The following is a 15,642-nucleotide window of genomic DNA, read 5'->3' on the forward strand; positions in this document are numbered from 1 at the left end:
CGGCCGCGACCCCCCCCCGCGGCCGGACCGGCCGCCCCCGCACACCTCCCCGGCGCCCCGCGCACCCCCGGCCCCCGCACCCCGGGCACCCGCCCCCGCGCCCCGGCGCCCCGCGCACCCCCGGACCCGCCCCCGGCGCCCTCCCGCGCCCCGGTTCCCCCGCCCCGCACGCCCCTCAGCCCTGCGAGAACCCGCCTGCGCGGCGTCCGCCCCGTACGGCAGCATGGACGGCATGTCCGTACTGACGCGCGACGAAGCGCAGACCCGAGCCCGGTTCCTCGACGTACACCGGTACACGATCGACCTCGACCTGACCGCAGGGGAGGAGACCTTCGACTCCCGCACCGTCATCCAGTTCACCGCCGCCACCGCCGGAGACACCTTCGTCGAACTCAAGCCGGCCACCCTGCGCTCGATCAGCCTCGACGGACACCCCCTCGACCCCGCCGACCTCGTCGAGAACCGCTTCCCGCTCACCGCCCTCACCCCCGGCCGGCACGAACTGCGCGTCGACGCCGCCATGCGCTACTCCCGCACCGGCGAAGGCATGCACCGCTTCACCGACCCCACCGACGGCGAGACCTACGTCTACACCCAGCTCTTCATGGAAGACGTCCAACGCGTCTTCGCCGCCTTCGACCAGCCGGACCTCAAATCCGTCTTCGAACTCACCGTCACCGCACCCGAGGACTGGACCGTCCTCGGCAACGGCATCGCCGAACACCGCGGCGACGGCCACTGGACCCTCGCCCCCACCCCCCTCGTCTCCACCTACCTCGTCGCCGTCGCCGCTGGCCCCTGGCACTCCGTGACCACCGAACACGCCGGCCTCCCCTTCGGCATCCACTGCCGCCGCTCCCTCGCCCCCCACCTCGACGCCGACGCCGACGAGATCCTCGGCATCACCCGCGCCTGCTTCGACCGCTTCCACGAGAAGTTCGACGAGCCCTACCCCTTCGACTCCTACGACCAGGCGTTCGTCCCCGAATTCAACGCCGGCGCCATGGAGAACCCCGGACTCGTCACCTTCCGCGACGAATTCGTCTACCGCTCCGCCGTCACCGACACCGAACGCCAGACCCGCGGCATGGTCATCGCCCACGAAATGGCCCACATGTGGTTCGGCGACCTCGTCACCCTCGCCTGGTGGGACGACATCTGGCTCAACGAGTCCTTCGCCGAGTACATGGGCTACCAGACCCTCGCCGAAGCCACCCGCTTCACCGACACCTGGGTCGACTTCGGCGTCGCCCGCAAGGGCTGGGGATACGACGCCGACCAGCGCCCCTCCACCCACCCCGTCGCCCCCGACCCCGCCGCCGTCCCCGACACCGCCTCCGCGATGCTCAACTTCGACGGCATCTCCTACGCCAAGGGCGCCTCCGCCCTCCGCCAACTCGTCGCCTGGCTCGGCGAAAAGGACTTCCTGACCGGCATCAACACCCACTTCGCCCGCCACAAGTTCGCCAACGCCACCCTCGCCGACTTCATCGACAGCCTCGCCTCGGCCACCGACCGCGATGTCCACGCCTGGGCCGACGCATGGCTGCGCACCACCGGAATCGACACCCTCACCTCCCACGTCCAGGAGACCGACCACACCTGGTCCGTCACCGTGGCCCACGACGGCACCCGCCCCCACCGCATCGCCGTCGGCGCCTACGACCACGCCCCCGACCTCTCCGCGACCACCGCCCACACCACACCCGGCCGCCTCGTCCTGCGCGAACGCTTCGAGACCGACGTCCCCGGCAACGGCCCGACCACCCCCCGGCCCGGCCGCCGCCCCGCCCTCGTCGTCCTCAACGACCACGACCTCAGCTACACCAAGGTCCGCCTCGACGACACCTCCTGGAACACCGCCCTCCAGCACCTCTCCGGCATCCCCGACGCACTCACCCGCGCCGTCGTCTGGAACACCGCACGCGACCTGGTCCGCGACGGCCTCCTCGCCCCCACCACCTACCTCGACACCGCCCGCACCCACCTCCCGCACGAAACCGACCTCGCCCTCGCCCAAGGCGTACTCGCCTTCGCCGGCGCCCACATCGCCGGCCCCTACCTCGCCCCCGAACACCGCCCCGCCGCCCTCGCCACCCTCACCGCCCTCTGCCGCGACCTCATCCGCCGCACCGAGGACGGCCACCACCCCGGCCTCCGCCTCATCGCCGTACGCCACCTCATCGACGCCGCCACCCAGCCCGACACCCTCCAGGACTGGCTCACCAACGGCACCGTCCCCGGCGGACCCGAACTCGACCCCGAACTCCGCTGGCGCATCCTCACCCGCCTCGCCGTCCTCGGCGCCATCGACGAGACCCACATCGCCACCGAACTCGAACAGGACCCCAGCGCCACCGGCCGCGAAGGCGCCGCCCGCTGCCGCGCCGCCCTCCCCACCCCCGAGGCCAAAGCCGCCGCCTGGCACGCCCTCTTCAACGACGACACCCTCTCCAACTACCTGTTCACCGCCACCGCCCAAGGCTTCTGGCAACCCGAACAGACCGACCTCGTACGCGACTACGTCCCCCGCTACTACCCCGACGCCACCCGCCTCGCCGCCCGCCGCGGCCCCGCCATCGCCGAAGCCGCCGGCCGCCACGCCTTCCCCGCCTACGCCGTCGACACCCACAACCTCGACCTCGGCGAACAGGCCCTGAACGACCCCGACCTCATCCCCGCCCTGCGCCGCAAACTCATCGACCAGATCGACGACCTCCGCCGCGCCCTCGCCGTGCGCACCGCCGCCCACTGACCACCCACCCGCACCACCCCGGGCCACCCGGCCCGCACCACACCGGGTGACCACCCGGACCCACCACACCGGGTGGCCACCCGGCCGCCACCGCCCCACCCGTGCCCGGCACCACCCACCACCCAGGGAGGCGCCGGGCACACCCATGCCCGGCCCAGGACCGCCCACCGCTCTTACCACCAGAACCCGCCCCACCCGCCCCACACGCACCCCACGTCCCCCTTTCGAGTTCAGATCACCGCACTCCCCGGCCACGCCACCGGAAACCCCGACAAGCTGGCATGCCCACCCATGCCCGCACGCCGCACCCGAAGGCCCCGCCCCGATGCCCACCCCGCCCCTCGCCGGCGCCACCACCGGCCCCGACGCCCTCCGCCCCCTCCTCGACACCGTCCTCACCGCACTCCAGGACGGCGCCCGACAACGCGGCGGACCCCTCCCCACCGGCGGACCCGACACCGTCACCCACCACACCCGCACCACCACCCACCCCCTCATCCCCGACCATGGCACCGGCCCCCACGAAGCCCTCCGCACCCTCGTCACCGCCCTCGCCCAAGGTGCCGCAGACCCCGCACACCCCCTCTGCACCGCCCACCTCCACACCCCGCCCCTCGCCCTCGCCACCGCCGCCGACCTCGCCGCCTCCGCCCTCAACCCCTCCATGGACTCCTGGGACCAGGCACCCGCCGCCTCCACCCTCGAAACCGACACCACCACCGCCCTCGCCGCCGAGATCTACCCCCACCACCCCACACCCGACGCACTCATCACCACCGGCGGCACCGAATCCAACCAACTCGCCCTCCTCCTCGCCCGCGAACGCAACGGCCCCGTCCAGACCATCCACGCCGCCAACGCCCACCACAGCATCCCCCGCGCCGCCTGGCTCCTCGGCCTCCCCGAACCCCTCGTCATCCCCGCCCCCACCGGCGTCATGGACCCCACCGCACTCCACGACACCCTCACCCGCCACCACCACCGCCCCCTCCTCGTCACCGCCACCGCAGGCACCACCGACACCGGCCGAATCGACCCCCTCACCCACATCGCCGACCTCTGCACCACCCACGGCGCCGAACTCCACATCGACGCCGCCTACGGCGGACCCCTCCTCCTCAGCCCCACCCACCGACACAAACTCCACGGACTCGACCGCGCCCACAGCGTCACCCTCGACCTCCACAAACTCGGCTGGCAACCCGCACCCGCAGGCATCCTCGCCGTCCCCCACCACACCCACCTCCACCCCCTCCACCACCACGCCCCCTACCTCAACGCCGACGACGACACCCGAGCCGGCCTCCCCGACCTCCTCGGCCGCTCCCTGCGCACCACCCGCCGCCCCGACACCCTCAAAATCGCCGTCACCCTCAAAGCCCTCGGCCGCGACGGACTCGCCCACCTCATCGACCACACCCTCGCCACCGCCCACCACCTCGCCGACCTCATCACCAAAACCCCCACCCTCGACCTCTACGACCACCCCACCATCAGCACCGTCCTCTTCCGCCCCACCGACGCCACCGACCACACCGTCGCCACCATCCGCCGCACCCTCCTCACCCGAGGCCACGCCGTCCTCGGCCGCGCCCACGCCGACAACCGCCTCTGGCTCAAAGCCACCCTCCTCAACCCCCACACCACCCCCCACGACCTCCACACCCTCCTCGACCTCGTCCACCACCTCACCCACGAACTCACGAAAGGCGACACCCCCCGATGACCGACCGACCCACCCCCCGACCCGACCAGCCCCACGACCTCGTCGGCATCGGCATCGGCCCCTTCAACCTCTCCCTCGCCGCACTCGCCCACGGCCTCCCCACCGACCGCCCCCTCACCACCGCCTTCTACGAACAACGCCCCGCCTTCCACTGGCACCCCGGCCTCCTCATCGACGGAGCCACCCTCCAAGTCCCCTTCCTCGCCGACCTCGTCACCCTCGCCGACCCCACCAACCCCTGGACCTTCCTCAACTACCTCCGCACCCGCGACCGCCTCTACCCCTTCTACTTCGCCGAGCACTTCCACATCCAACGAGCCGAATACGACGCCTACTGCCGCTGGGTCACCCACCAACTCCCCGCACTCCACTTCAACCACCAGGTCGACGCCATCCGCTGGAACGACCGGCACCACTGCTTCGAAGTCGACTACACCCGACTCGACGCCGACGGAGAAGCCGAAGCCCTCGGCCGCACCCACACCCGCAACATCGCCCTCGGCATCGGCACCGAACCCCACATCCCCCAACCCCTCCAACCCCTCACCGAAGACCCCACCACCCCCGTCATCCACTCCGCCGACTACCTCCACCACCGGCAAACCCTCCTCGACGCCGGACACATCACCGTCATCGGCTCAGGACAATCCGGCGCCGAAATCTTCCTCGACCTCATCCGCGCCCGCCCCACCGGCCACGAAAACCTCCACTGGCTCGCCCGCACCCCCGCCTTCGCCCCGATGGAATACTCCAAACTCGGCCTCGAACACTTCACCCCCGACTACACCCACTACTTCCACGCCCTCCCCGAAACCACCCGCGACACCCTCGCCCCCCACCAATGGCAACTCCACAAAGGCATCGACACCGACACCATCGCCACCATCCACGACGAGCTCTACCGCCGCACCCTCCACGGCGGCTGGCCCGACGCCACCCTCACCCCCGGCGTCACCGTCCACACCGCGCAACGCACCCCAGACCACCGCATCCGACTCCACCTCGAACACACCCAACAGAACACCCGCACCACCCTCACCACCGACGCCGTCGTCCTCGCCACCGGCTACCACGAACGCCCCCTCGACCACATCCTCACCGCACTCACCCCCCACCTCCACCGCGACACCTCCGAACGCCCCCTCATCGACCACCACTTCCGCCTCGAACTCGACCCCGCCATCACCGGCAACATCTACGTACAGAACGCCGAACGCCACACCCACGGCGTCGGCGCCCCCGACCTCGGACTCGCCGCCTGGCGCAGCGCCACCATCCTCAACCACCTCACCGGCGCCAACCCCTACCCCCTCCCACAACGCACCGCCTTCACCACCTTCGGACTCACCCCCCGAACCACCACCGTCCCCACCCAGAACCCCGACCGCGTCCCCCTCACCCAGAACAACTGACCACACCGCCCCACCCCCCACCACACAAGGCGGCCGCCCCTCCCGAAGGAGAAGACGGCCGCCACCCGCACACAACGGAAAACCCCGGCGCCCACCGGAGACCGACCCATCCTCAGAACACCGGCACACCATCCCGCGTCAGACGCCAGTCCACCGACGCGAACAGCGCCGCGTCCACCGAACCCTTCGCCCGCACCCACGCGATGATCGTGTTACGGATCTCCTCCGAATTCGCCCACACCTGCTTGGCGCCCGCCACATGCGGGAAATTGCCCCCACCACTCGCCCGGTAGTTGTTCACCGCCAGCACGAACTCCGCCGCAGGATCGACCGGCTTCCCCTCGAACGACAGATTCACAATCCTCGAACCACTCGGCTTCGCGATGTCGATCTCATACGTCAGACCCGACACCGCGTCATAGTTGTAATCCGGGATGCCCTCCGCATTCGTCAGCCTCGACGTATCCACCGGAGCCCCCGCCGCCGTCTGCACGTAATAACGCGCCGAGAACTCCAGATACTCACGAATCTGCGCCCCCGTCATCAGACGCGCCTCCAGCGTGTTCTCGAAAGGATAAAGACCCGCCGCATCCTTGATCGTCACATCCCCGGCCGGAATCCGCGCCGTACGCGAGAAACACGAAGCCTGCGACAACACCGGAAGCGACGCATACGCGCCACCCGCCAACGCCTCCCGCACCGTCTCCGTCTGAACGACATTGATCAGATCGATGATCGGCTCGTCCTTCCACGCCGCCTCGGCCGTCGACATCGCCTCCGTCGACCCGCCGATGACCTGATTGACATACGCCACCACCTTCCGGTGCTCAGCCGCCAACAAACCGGTGATCTTCGGATCCTCGTCCACCGTGTTCGAATTCAGCACCCGCGAACCCGCCCGCTCCACGACCCAACGACCCCGCTCCCACACCAGGTCGAAGTCGAACAACGTCAGCCGCTGCCCCCACTTCAACGGCTCCGACAACACCACCCGCCGGCCTGTCCGCCTGTTCTCCACGAAATACTCGGGAATCTCCAGATGCGCATGCCCCACCAGAATCGCGTCGATCCCCGGCACCTGCTCCGCCACCAGCGCCGCCGCATTCTCGACATACGGCACCTGATCCCCGTACGACGACGTACCACTCGTCCCCGAATGCGCCGACACGATCACCACATCCGCACCCATGGACCGCAACCTCGGCACGAACTTCGCCGCCTGCTCCTCCAGACCGGGAAACACCATCTTCCCGCCCACATTCGCCTTGTCCCAGATCGCGACCCCCGGATTCGTCAGACCCAGAACCGCCACCCGCACATCCCGCCCCTGCGGCGTACGCAACCGCTTGATCACATACGGCGCGAACGCCGGCCGCAACGACTTCGCATCCAACGCGTTCGCACCCAGCAGCGGAAAATCACACTGCTCCTCGAACTTCCGCAGCACCGGAATACCGTAATTGAACTCATGGTTGCCCAACGCCGCCGCGTCATAACCGATCGCGTTCATCGCCCGAGCCATCGGATGCACCGGACCACGCCGCGCCGTGATCGGATCGACCTTCGCGTAGTAATACGACAACTGAGTGCCCTGGATCGTGTCACCCGCGTCGATCAACAGCGTATTGCCCCGCCCCCTCTCACGACGCACCCGCTCCACCAACGTGGAGATCTTCGCCAGACCCACATCGTTGTGGTCCTTGTCGTCGAACTCCGCATCCGTGAAGTAATCCCAGTTGAACACGTTCCCATGCAGATCCGTCGTCCCCATCACGGTGAACGAATACCGCTTCGACCCACGCCCATGACCCCCGCCGGCCACCTCCCCACGACCACCGGCCACCGCGGGAGCAGCGGAACCACCCACCACCGCCACCCCCGCACCGGCCGCCGACGTACCCAGGAACGCCCTACGATTCAGCGGCATCTCGTCTCCCACATCCCAGTTCTCATACAGCTCGGACCCAGACCTCGAACAACCCGTCACACGCGCCGACGCGCACAACGCGCGTAGATGATGACGCACCGGCCACACCCCGCAACACCCCCCGCGGGTTTCAAAACGATGACCACCCGCTGTCGCACCCGGATGCCACAGTGGACCCATGACCGACACCCCCGCCCCCTACGGCACCCCCGACCACCCCCGCGTCGCCGTCCGAGGCGAAGCCCGCCTCGAAGTCGACCCCGAAACCGCCCACATCGGCATCACCGTCACCGCCCGAGGCAAAGACCGCCGCGCCGCCCTCGACGACCTCACCCGCCGCAACAACACCGTCCTCGACCTCGCCCGCTCCTACGGACCCGCCGTGGAGAAACTCGAAACCGGCGCCCTCTCCATCACCCCCGAACTCACCAAACACAACCGCGACGAGAAAATCCGCGCCTACCACGGCCGCGCCCACATCACCGCCGTCCTCAACGACTTCACCGCCCTCGGCGAACTCACCACCCGCATCGCCGACCTCGACATGACCAGCGTCATCGGCCCCTGGTGGTCCCTCCGCCCCGACTCACCCGCCCACGCCCGCGCCCGCCGCCAAGCCGTCCACGAAGCCGTCCAGCGCGCCCGCGAATACGCCGAAGCCCTCGGCTCCCACCTCACCGCCCTCGTCGAACTCGCCGACCTCGGCGCCGAGAACACCCCGCCGACCCCACACCTCCCCGCCGGCCCCGGCGGCATCCGAAGCCGCGCCGGCTACGGCGCCGCACCCGAACCCGCCCCCGCCCTCGACCTCGAACCACAACGCCAGACCGTCTACGCCCAGGTGAACGCCCGCTTCATCATGTCGCCGCCGGAACTCTGAGAAAACACCCGCGAAGAACGAGAACCCGCCGGGGGACCGCCAGGGAGAACGCTCATCCGAGCACCCCGGCGCCCACTTCAACACTTGTCAACAACCCTTCATCCAAAGGACGTTGAGTAGTCACGCACGGCCAATGGGCTACCCGTAGGTAAGGTCTAGGGTCGAACCATGCGCCGAGCCAAAATCGTTTGCACCCTGGGCCCCGCCACCACCTCGTACGAGCAGATCAAGGCCCTCGTCGAGGCGGGCATGGACATCGCCCGCCTCAACCTCAGCCACGGCACCTACGACGACCACGAACAGCGCTACCGCCGCGTGCGCAAGGCCGCCGACGAGACCGGACGCAGCATCGGCATCCTCGCCGACCTTCAAGGCCCGAAGATCCGCCTCGGACGCTTCCGCGAAGGCCCCGTACTCCTTGAACGCGGCGACACCTTCACCATCACCGTCGAACCCATGGAGGGCGACCGCCACACCTGCGGCACCACCTACGACGGCCTCGCCGCCGACGTCACCCCCGGCGAACGCATCCTCGTCGACGACGGCCGCGTCACCCTCGAAGTCACCGCGGTCGACGGCCCCCGCGTCCACACCACCGTCGTCGAAGGCGGCATGGTCTCCGACCACAAGGGACTCAACCTCCCTGGCGTAGCCGTCTCCGTCCCCGCCCTCTCCGACAAGGACATCGAAGACCTCCGCTGGGCCCTGCGCACCGGCGCCGACGTCATCGCCCTCTCCTTCGTCCGCAGCGGACGCGACATCGAGGACGTCCACCGCGTCATGGACGAGGAAGGCATCCGCCTCCCCGTCATCGCCAAGATCGAGAAGCCCCAGGCCGTCGAGAACATCGACGGCATCGTCGCCGCCTTCGACGGCATCATGGTCGCCCGCGGCGACCTCGGCGTCGAAATGCCCCTGGAACAGGTCCCGATCGTCCAGAAGCGCGCCGTCAAACTCGCCAAGCGCAACGCCAAGCCGGTCATCGTCGCCACCCAGATGCTCGACTCGATGATCGACAACTCCCGCCCCACCCGCGCCGAGGCGTCCGACGTCGCGAACGCCGTCATCGACGGCACGGACGCTGTGATGCTGTCCGGCGAGACCAGCGTCGGCCGGTACGCCGTCGAGACGGTCCGCACGATGGCCCGCATCGTCGAGGCCGCCGAGGAGGACATCCTCGCCAAGGGCCTCACCCCCCTCACCGACCGCAACAAGCCCCGCACCCAGGGCGGCGCGGTGGCCCGGGCGGCGGCCGAGATCGGCGACTTCCTGGGCGCCAAGTTCCTCGTCGCCTTCACCCAGAGCGGCGACACCGTCAGGCGCCTGTCCCGCTACCGTTCGCCCATCCCGCTCCTGGCCTTCACCCCGGACCCGGCCACCCGTTCCCAGCTGAACCTGACCTGGGGCGTCGAGACCTTCCTGGGCCCGCAGGTCGATTCGACGGACGCGATGGTGGCCCAGGTCGACGAGGAACTGCTGAAGATCGGCCGCTGCCAGGTGGGCGACGTCGTCGTCATCACGGCCGGCTCCCCGCCGGGGGTCCCGGGCTCGACGAACCTGGTCCGGGTGCACCGCATCGGGGAGGACGACGGCGCGAGGTAGGCCCCTCAGTACTTCGGCCCGACGTGGGCGTCCATGAGCGCGACGGACGCCCGTCGGGCGACGGAGATGTTGTACGGGTCGCTGCCGCGTGCGAGGGTCGTCCACTGAACGCCCACAGCGCTGAGCGCGTCGCCGAGCAGCCCGCGAATGTCGTCCGATTTGTTGGCGAACATGTACCGGCCGTATTCGTATCGCTTCCGCTCACCGGCGACGAGGCGCGTGGTCCAGTTGGTGATGCGGCAGCCATCGGAGTGGATGAGTCCCCGGATGAGCATCCAGGGATTGGCGGCGACAATTCCTTGCTGCCACGCCTCCAGCGTGATTACGCGCTCGTGCTTTTTCCCCGAGCCGTGCTGAGGAAACAGGCAGGGCAGGTGTTTCGAGTAGACCTTGATGTCGTGGGACCCGGCCTTGCGGACCCGGCACGTGGCATTGGCCGGGAACACTCTGCGCAAGGCTGCCTCGGCCTCGTCCTGAATGCCTGGCCAGGCGTCGTCAAGGGTGATCGCAAGGCTCGGTGCCCGGTGCTGTGCGTACCGGCTCACGTAGCCGTCACCCAGGTAGAGGCCCAGCAGATAGGCGTAGGCGGGCTCGTCGAGGTCGACGCCGTCGCACCGATGGCATGTCGGGTTGTGCGAGCCCGGGCATTCGCCTCGTCCGGCGCGATCCATATGGAGCCAGTACGAGACGGTGCCGCGAGGAACGTTGAGTTGGCGCGCGACGTCGGCGCCTTTCGCGCCGGACCTGAGAAGGGCGAGTGCTCTTTGGCGTACTTCGGTACCGTGTAACTTCACATTGCCACTCTGGGCGCTATCACGTGGTCGTGAGAAGAAAAGAGCGGATGTTCACGAGAACGGGAACATCCGCTTTGTAAAATGGTGCCGGGTATGGGATTCGAACCCACACGTCCTTTCGGACAGAGGTGTTTGAGACCTCCGCGTCAACCAGTTGCGCCAACCCGGCAGGGTGACCGGTCAGCAGTGTACCTGGTGCTGGAAGCGGACGTCAGGTAGGTAGGCTGCTTTGCAGCAGTACGTGCCTTGAAAAAGAGGAGCCCCGTGACCACGCCCGAGTCGCCCCAGCCCGTCGCCGACGACGACAAGTCGCACGTTCCGCCGCTGACGACCCGTGTCGTCATCGCAGAGGACGAGGCGCTCATCCGTCTCGACCTCAAAGAGATGCTGGAGGAAGAGGGCTACACGGTCGTCGGGGAGGCCGGGGACGGGCAGCGGGCGGTCGAGCTGGCCCGGGAACACCGCCCGGACCTGGTCATCCTGGACGTGAAGATGCCGGTCCTGGACGGCATCTCCGCCGCGGAGAAGATCTCCGAGGAGTCGATCGCGCCCGTCCTGATGCTGACCGCGTTCTCGCAGCGGGATCTGGTCGAGCGGGCCCGGGACGCCGGGGCGATGGCGTATCTGGTGAAGCCGTTCAGCAAGAGCGACGTGGTGCCGGCGATCGAGATGGCGGTGTCGCGGTTCGCGGAGCTGAAGGCGCTGGAGACCGAGGTCGCGGATCTCGCGCAGCGGCTGGAGACGCGGAAGCTGGTGGACCGGGCGAAGAGCATTCTGCAGACGGACTACGGCCTGTCGGAGCCCGCCGCCTTCCGGTGGATCCAGAAGACGTCGATGGACCGGCGGATGTCCATGCAGCAGCTGGCGCAGGCGTTGATCGAGGACGCGGCGGAGAAGAAGGCCGCGGAGAAGGAGAAGAAGGACGGCGAGTAGTCCGTCCGGATGTGCGCGCGGGAGAGGCCCGCACCCGTGTTCTCGCGGGTGCGGGCCTCTTCGCGTGGCCCGTCGTGCTTCGCGTGCCCGTCGTACGGAGCCGTCGTACGGGACCGTCGTGCGGACCGGTCCGTGGGCCGGGCGCGGTGGTCAGTCCTCGCCGAGGTAGGCCTTGCGGACGGACTCGTCGTGGAGGAGGTCCGCGCCGGTGCCGGAGAGGACGATTCTGCCGACCTCCATGACGTGGCCCTGGTCCGCGAGGGAGAGCGCGGCCTGGGCGTTCTGCTCGACGAGCAGGATGGTGGTGCCCTGGGCCTTGAGTTCGGCGATGGTCTCCATGATCTTCTGCATCATGATGGGGGAGAGGCCCATGGAGGGCTCGTCGAGCATGAGGAGTTTGGGCCGGCACATGAGGGCTCTGCCCATGGCGAGCATCTGCTGTTCGCCGCCCGAGAGGGTGCCGGCGGCCTGTCTGCGGCGTTCCCCGAGGATGGGGAAGAGGTCGTAGGCGCGCTGGATGTCCTGTTCGATGCCGTCCTTGTCGTTGCGGAGGTAGGCGCCGAGCTGGAGGTTCTCGGTGATCGTCAGCCGGGGGAAGATGTGGCGTCCCTCGGGGGAGTGGGCGAGGCCCAGGGAGACGATCTTGTGGGCGGGGACGTCGCCGATGGGCTGTCCGTCGAAGACGATGCTGCCGCCGGCCGGTTTGAGCAGCCCGGAGAGGGTGCGCAGGGTGGTGGTCTTGCCGGCGCCGTTGGTGCCGATGAGGGTGACGATCTGGCCGGCTTCGACGGTGAAGGAGATGCCTTTGACGGCTTCGATCTTGCCGTAGGCGACGCGGAGGTCCTCGACCTTCAGCAGTGCGGTCATCGAGTGTCCTCCTCCTGGGTGCCGGTGGTGCCGGTGGTGCCGGTGGCGCCGGGCGTGGTGTCGGCGGTGGTGTCCGGGGCGCCGGCGGTTTCGGTGGCGCCGGTGGTGCGGTCCGTTCGGTGGGCGTCGGCTTCGGCGGCTGCGACCTCGGCGGCTTCTTCGGCGCCGGGGGCGCCTTCGAAGGGGGTGCCGAGGTAGGCGGCGACGACGCGTTCGTCGCTCTGGACGACGTCGGCGGTGCCTTCGACGAGTTTCTCGCCCTGGACGAGGACGGCGACGCGGTCGCAGAGGTTGAAGATGAACCGCATGTCGTGCTCGATGACGAGGACGGCGATGCCCCGGTCGCGGATGGCGAAGATGAGTTCTTCGGTGACGCGGGTTTCCTGGGGGTTCATACCGGCGGTGGGCTCGTCGAGGAGCAGGAGGCCGGGTTCGCTGGCGAGGGCGCGGGCGATCTCCAGTTTGCGCTGGTCTCCGTAGGGGAGGTTGCGCGCGAGGTGGTCGGCCTTGTCGGCGAGGCCGGTGAACTCCAGGAGTTCCATGGCGCGTTCGCGGCTGGCGTGCTCGGCCCGGGTGAAGCCGGGGAGGCGCAGGAGGGCGGACCAGAGTCCTTCTTCGGTGCGGGTGTGGCGTCCGACGAGGACGTTTTCCAGGACGGTCATGTTGGCGAAGAGCCGGATGTTCTGGAAGGTGCGGGCGATGCCGGCCTGGGTGACGAGGTGGGGTTTGGGCGGCAGGACGGTGCCCTGGTAGCTGACCGTGCCTTCGGTGGGGACGTAGAGGCCGGTGAGGCAGTTGAAGAAGGTGGTCTTGCCGGCGCCGTTGGGGCCGATGAGGCCGACGATCTCGCCCTGGTTGACGGTGAGGTCGACGCCGCGTACGGCGGTGAGGCCGCCGAAGCGCATGGTGACCCCGTTGGCGTCGAGGACGGTGGTGGTTCCCCGCTGGGTCGTGGTGGTGGTCATGGTGGTCACGCCCCCGCCTTGGCGATGCCGGCGCCGGTTTCGGCGGGTTGCCGTGGTTCCGGTGCGTCGGGTTCGTCGGTCTCGTGGAATTCGAGCTGCTTCCTGCGGTCGGCGACGAGGCCCTCGGGGCGCAGGCGCATGAGGAGGATGAGTGCGACGCCGAAGAGGAAGAGCTGGTAGTCCTGCATGAACTGGAGTTTGGCCGGGATGAGGTAGAGGAGTGCGGCGCCGACGAGGGGTCCGCTGAGGGTTCCCATGCCGCCGAGGATGACGGCGGCGAGGAGGAAGGCGGAGTTGGGGGGTACGGAGCCGGCGAACTGGTATTGCTCGGGTGTCACGGTGTAGTTGACGTGTGCCTGGACGGTTCCGGCGAGTCCGGCGAGGGTGGCGCCGAGGGCGAAGGCGAGGAGTTTGAGGCGGAAGGCGTTGATGCCCATGGCGGTGGCGGCGGTTTCGTCCTCGCGGATGGCGACCCAGGCGCGGCCGATGCGGGATTCTCCGGAGCGGCGGAAGACGAGGACGACGACGGCGGTGACGATGAGCATGAGCAGGTAGTAGTTGGCGGACCTGCCGAGGGTGAAGCCGAGGACGTCGTGTTTGAGGCCGAAGTCGAAGCCGAAGAATTTGAGGTCGGGGATGCTGGGGATGCCCTGGGAGCCGTTGGTGAGGTCGGGGCCGCTGTTGCCGTTGAGGTTGTTGACGGTGAGGCGGAAGATCTCTCCGAATCCGAGGGTGACGATGGCGAGGTAGTCGCCGCGGAGTCGGAGGGTGGGTGCGCCGATGAGTACGCCGAAGACGAGTGAGGCGGCGGCGCCGGTGAGTACGGCGGCCCAGAAGGGGAATTCGACGCCGATGGCGGACATGGTGGAGCCGGAGACCAGGGCTGCGGCGTAGGCGCCGACGCCGAGGAAGGCGACGTATCCGAGGTCGAGGAGGCCGGCGAGGCCGACGACGACGTTGAGGCCGAGTGCGACGGTGCCGAAGATGAGGATGTTGGCGCCGATGAGCGCGTATTCCTCTTTCTGCTGGGTGAAGGGGAAGCAGACGGCGGCGACGAGGGCGGCGGTGAGGGTGATGTTGCGGTGCTTGGCGGTGAGTGCGGTGAGGCGGGAGACGAGTCCGGCGCGGTGGAGTGCGGTGAAGGCGAAGCCGGTGGTGATGAGGAAGCCGATGAAGAGTTCGGTGTAGTCGGTGTCGATGCCGTAGCTGAAGATGTGGAGGCCGATGCCGAACGCGGCGACGATGATGAGGATTTCGGCCCAGTCGGGGAGGGTTCTGGGGCGGGGTGCGGTGGGGGCGCGGAGGCTGTCGCGGAAGCGTTCCCAGGCGGTGGTGCGGGTGTGGGGCTGGTCGGCGGGGAGGCCGAGGGCGGCGAGGGCGGTGATGAGTGCGCCGATGCCGCTGATCCAGGCGCCGGGTTCGAGGTTGACGAGTCCGCCGAGGTTGTAGGAGATGGCGCCGAGGGCGTAGCCGGTGGTGCCGAGGGTGCCGAGGGCGAGGAGGCGGACGGGGCTGTTGGTGCCGCCGGGGGTGAGCCAGCCCAGGCCGCGGATGTCGTATCCGGAGAGGGTGTAGAGGAGGGTGAGTGCGGCACCGGTGAGGGTGAGGACCTGGAGGCCGCCGGGGTAGCCGTCGACGGTGAGGTCGCCGGGGAATTCCTTGGTCCAGGTCCAGGCGAGGAAGGTGCCGGCGAGGGTGAGTGCGGCGCCGGCGAGGGTGGCGATGCGGGCCGCCGCGGTGGGGATGGGGAGGAGGGGGGTGGTGGTGTGGTTGGTGGTCAT

The 15,642-nt window shown here is 69.0% G+C and carries 11 protein-coding genes and 1 tRNA gene; 6 read left to right on the top strand and 6 right to left on the bottom strand.

Annotated features, from left to right (window positions below; translation table 11 throughout):
* The first annotated feature begins 232 nt into the window (after positions 1–232).
* From pepN to WA762_RS28700, 3 genes are all read left to right on the top strand, one after another.
* Positions 233–2,755: an aminopeptidase N gene (gene pepN / locus WA762_RS28690; RefSeq protein WP_335939426.1), complete on the top strand. Its 2,523-nt coding sequence runs from the start codon at positions 233–235 to the stop codon at positions 2,753–2,755.
* Between the two features lie 325 nt (positions 2,756–3,080).
* Positions 3,081–4,481 (top strand): pyridoxal phosphate-dependent decarboxylase family protein, encoded by a 1,401-nt coding sequence (locus WA762_RS28695; RefSeq protein ID WP_335939427.1) that lies wholly within the window; start codon positions 3,081–3,083, stop codon positions 4,479–4,481.
* Positions 4,478–5,893 (top strand): lysine N(6)-hydroxylase/L-ornithine N(5)-oxygenase family protein, encoded by a 1,416-nt coding sequence (locus tag WA762_RS28700; RefSeq protein ID WP_335939428.1) that lies wholly within the window; start codon positions 4,478–4,480, stop codon positions 5,891–5,893. Before WA762_RS28695 ends, WA762_RS28700 begins: the two co-directional genes overlap by 4 nt.
* A 112-nt stretch (positions 5,894–6,005) precedes the next feature.
* On the opposite strand, the gene WA762_RS28705 is transcribed toward WA762_RS28700, so the two are convergent.
* Positions 6,006–7,820, bottom strand: coding sequence for a bifunctional metallophosphatase/5'-nucleotidase (locus WA762_RS28705; RefSeq protein ID WP_335939468.1), 1,815 nt, complete (start codon positions 7,818–7,820; stop codon positions 6,006–6,008).
* Positions 7,821–7,998: 178 nt separating this feature from the next.
* Between WA762_RS28705 and WA762_RS28710 the strand changes: the two genes are divergently transcribed.
* Together WA762_RS28710 and pyk are read left to right on the top strand one after the other, a co-directional pair.
* Positions 7,999–8,700, top strand: a complete 702-nt coding sequence (locus WA762_RS28710) for an SIMPL domain-containing protein (protein ID WP_335939429.1) — start codon at positions 7,999–8,001, stop codon at positions 8,698–8,700.
* A gap of 168 nt (positions 8,701–8,868) precedes the next feature.
* Entirely contained in the window at positions 8,869–10,302 is a 1,434-nt protein-coding gene (pyk, locus tag WA762_RS28715) for a pyruvate kinase (protein ID WP_335939430.1), read from the top strand.
* A 5-nt stretch (positions 10,303–10,307) separates the two neighbouring features.
* Here pyk and WA762_RS28720 read toward each other — a convergent pair whose 3' ends face one another.
* Positions 10,308–11,096 carry a helix-turn-helix domain-containing protein gene (locus WA762_RS28720; protein WP_335939431.1) on the bottom strand — a complete coding sequence of 263 codons (789 nt, stop codon included), beginning with the start codon at positions 11,094–11,096 and terminating at the stop codon, positions 10,308–10,310.
* 82 nt (positions 11,097–11,178) lie between these two features.
* Positions 11,179–11,265 (bottom strand) — tRNA-Leu (locus tag WA762_RS28725).
* Positions 11,266–11,360: 95 nt separating this feature from the next.
* Between WA762_RS28725 and WA762_RS28730 the strand changes: the two genes are divergently transcribed.
* Positions 11,361–12,029 (top strand): ANTAR domain-containing response regulator, encoded by a 669-nt coding sequence (locus WA762_RS28730; RefSeq protein ID WP_335939432.1) that lies wholly within the window; start codon positions 11,361–11,363, stop codon positions 12,027–12,029.
* 150 nt (positions 12,030–12,179) lie between these two features.
* On the opposite strand, the gene WA762_RS28735 is transcribed toward WA762_RS28730, so the two are convergent.
* The 3 genes from WA762_RS28735 to WA762_RS28745 are packed head-to-tail and all read right to left on the bottom strand — an operon-like array spanning position 12,180 to position 15,642.
* Positions 12,180–12,896, bottom strand: coding sequence for an ABC transporter ATP-binding protein (locus WA762_RS28735; protein WP_335939433.1), 717 nt, complete (start codon positions 12,894–12,896; stop codon positions 12,180–12,182).
* Positions 12,893–13,861 carry an ABC transporter ATP-binding protein gene (locus WA762_RS28740; RefSeq protein ID WP_335939469.1) on the bottom strand — a complete coding sequence of 323 codons (969 nt, stop codon included), beginning with the start codon at positions 13,859–13,861 and terminating at the stop codon, positions 12,893–12,895. The genes WA762_RS28735 and WA762_RS28740 overlap by 4 nt, the downstream gene beginning before the upstream one ends.
* Positions 13,862–13,866: 5 nt before the next feature.
* Positions 13,867–15,642, bottom strand: coding sequence for a branched-chain amino acid ABC transporter permease (locus WA762_RS28745; RefSeq protein WP_335939434.1), 1,776 nt, complete (start codon positions 15,640–15,642; stop codon positions 13,867–13,869).

The organism is Streptomyces tyrfis, assembly GCF_037034285.1.
Classification (GTDB): Bacteria; Actinomycetota; Actinomycetes; order Streptomycetales; family Streptomycetaceae; genus Streptomyces.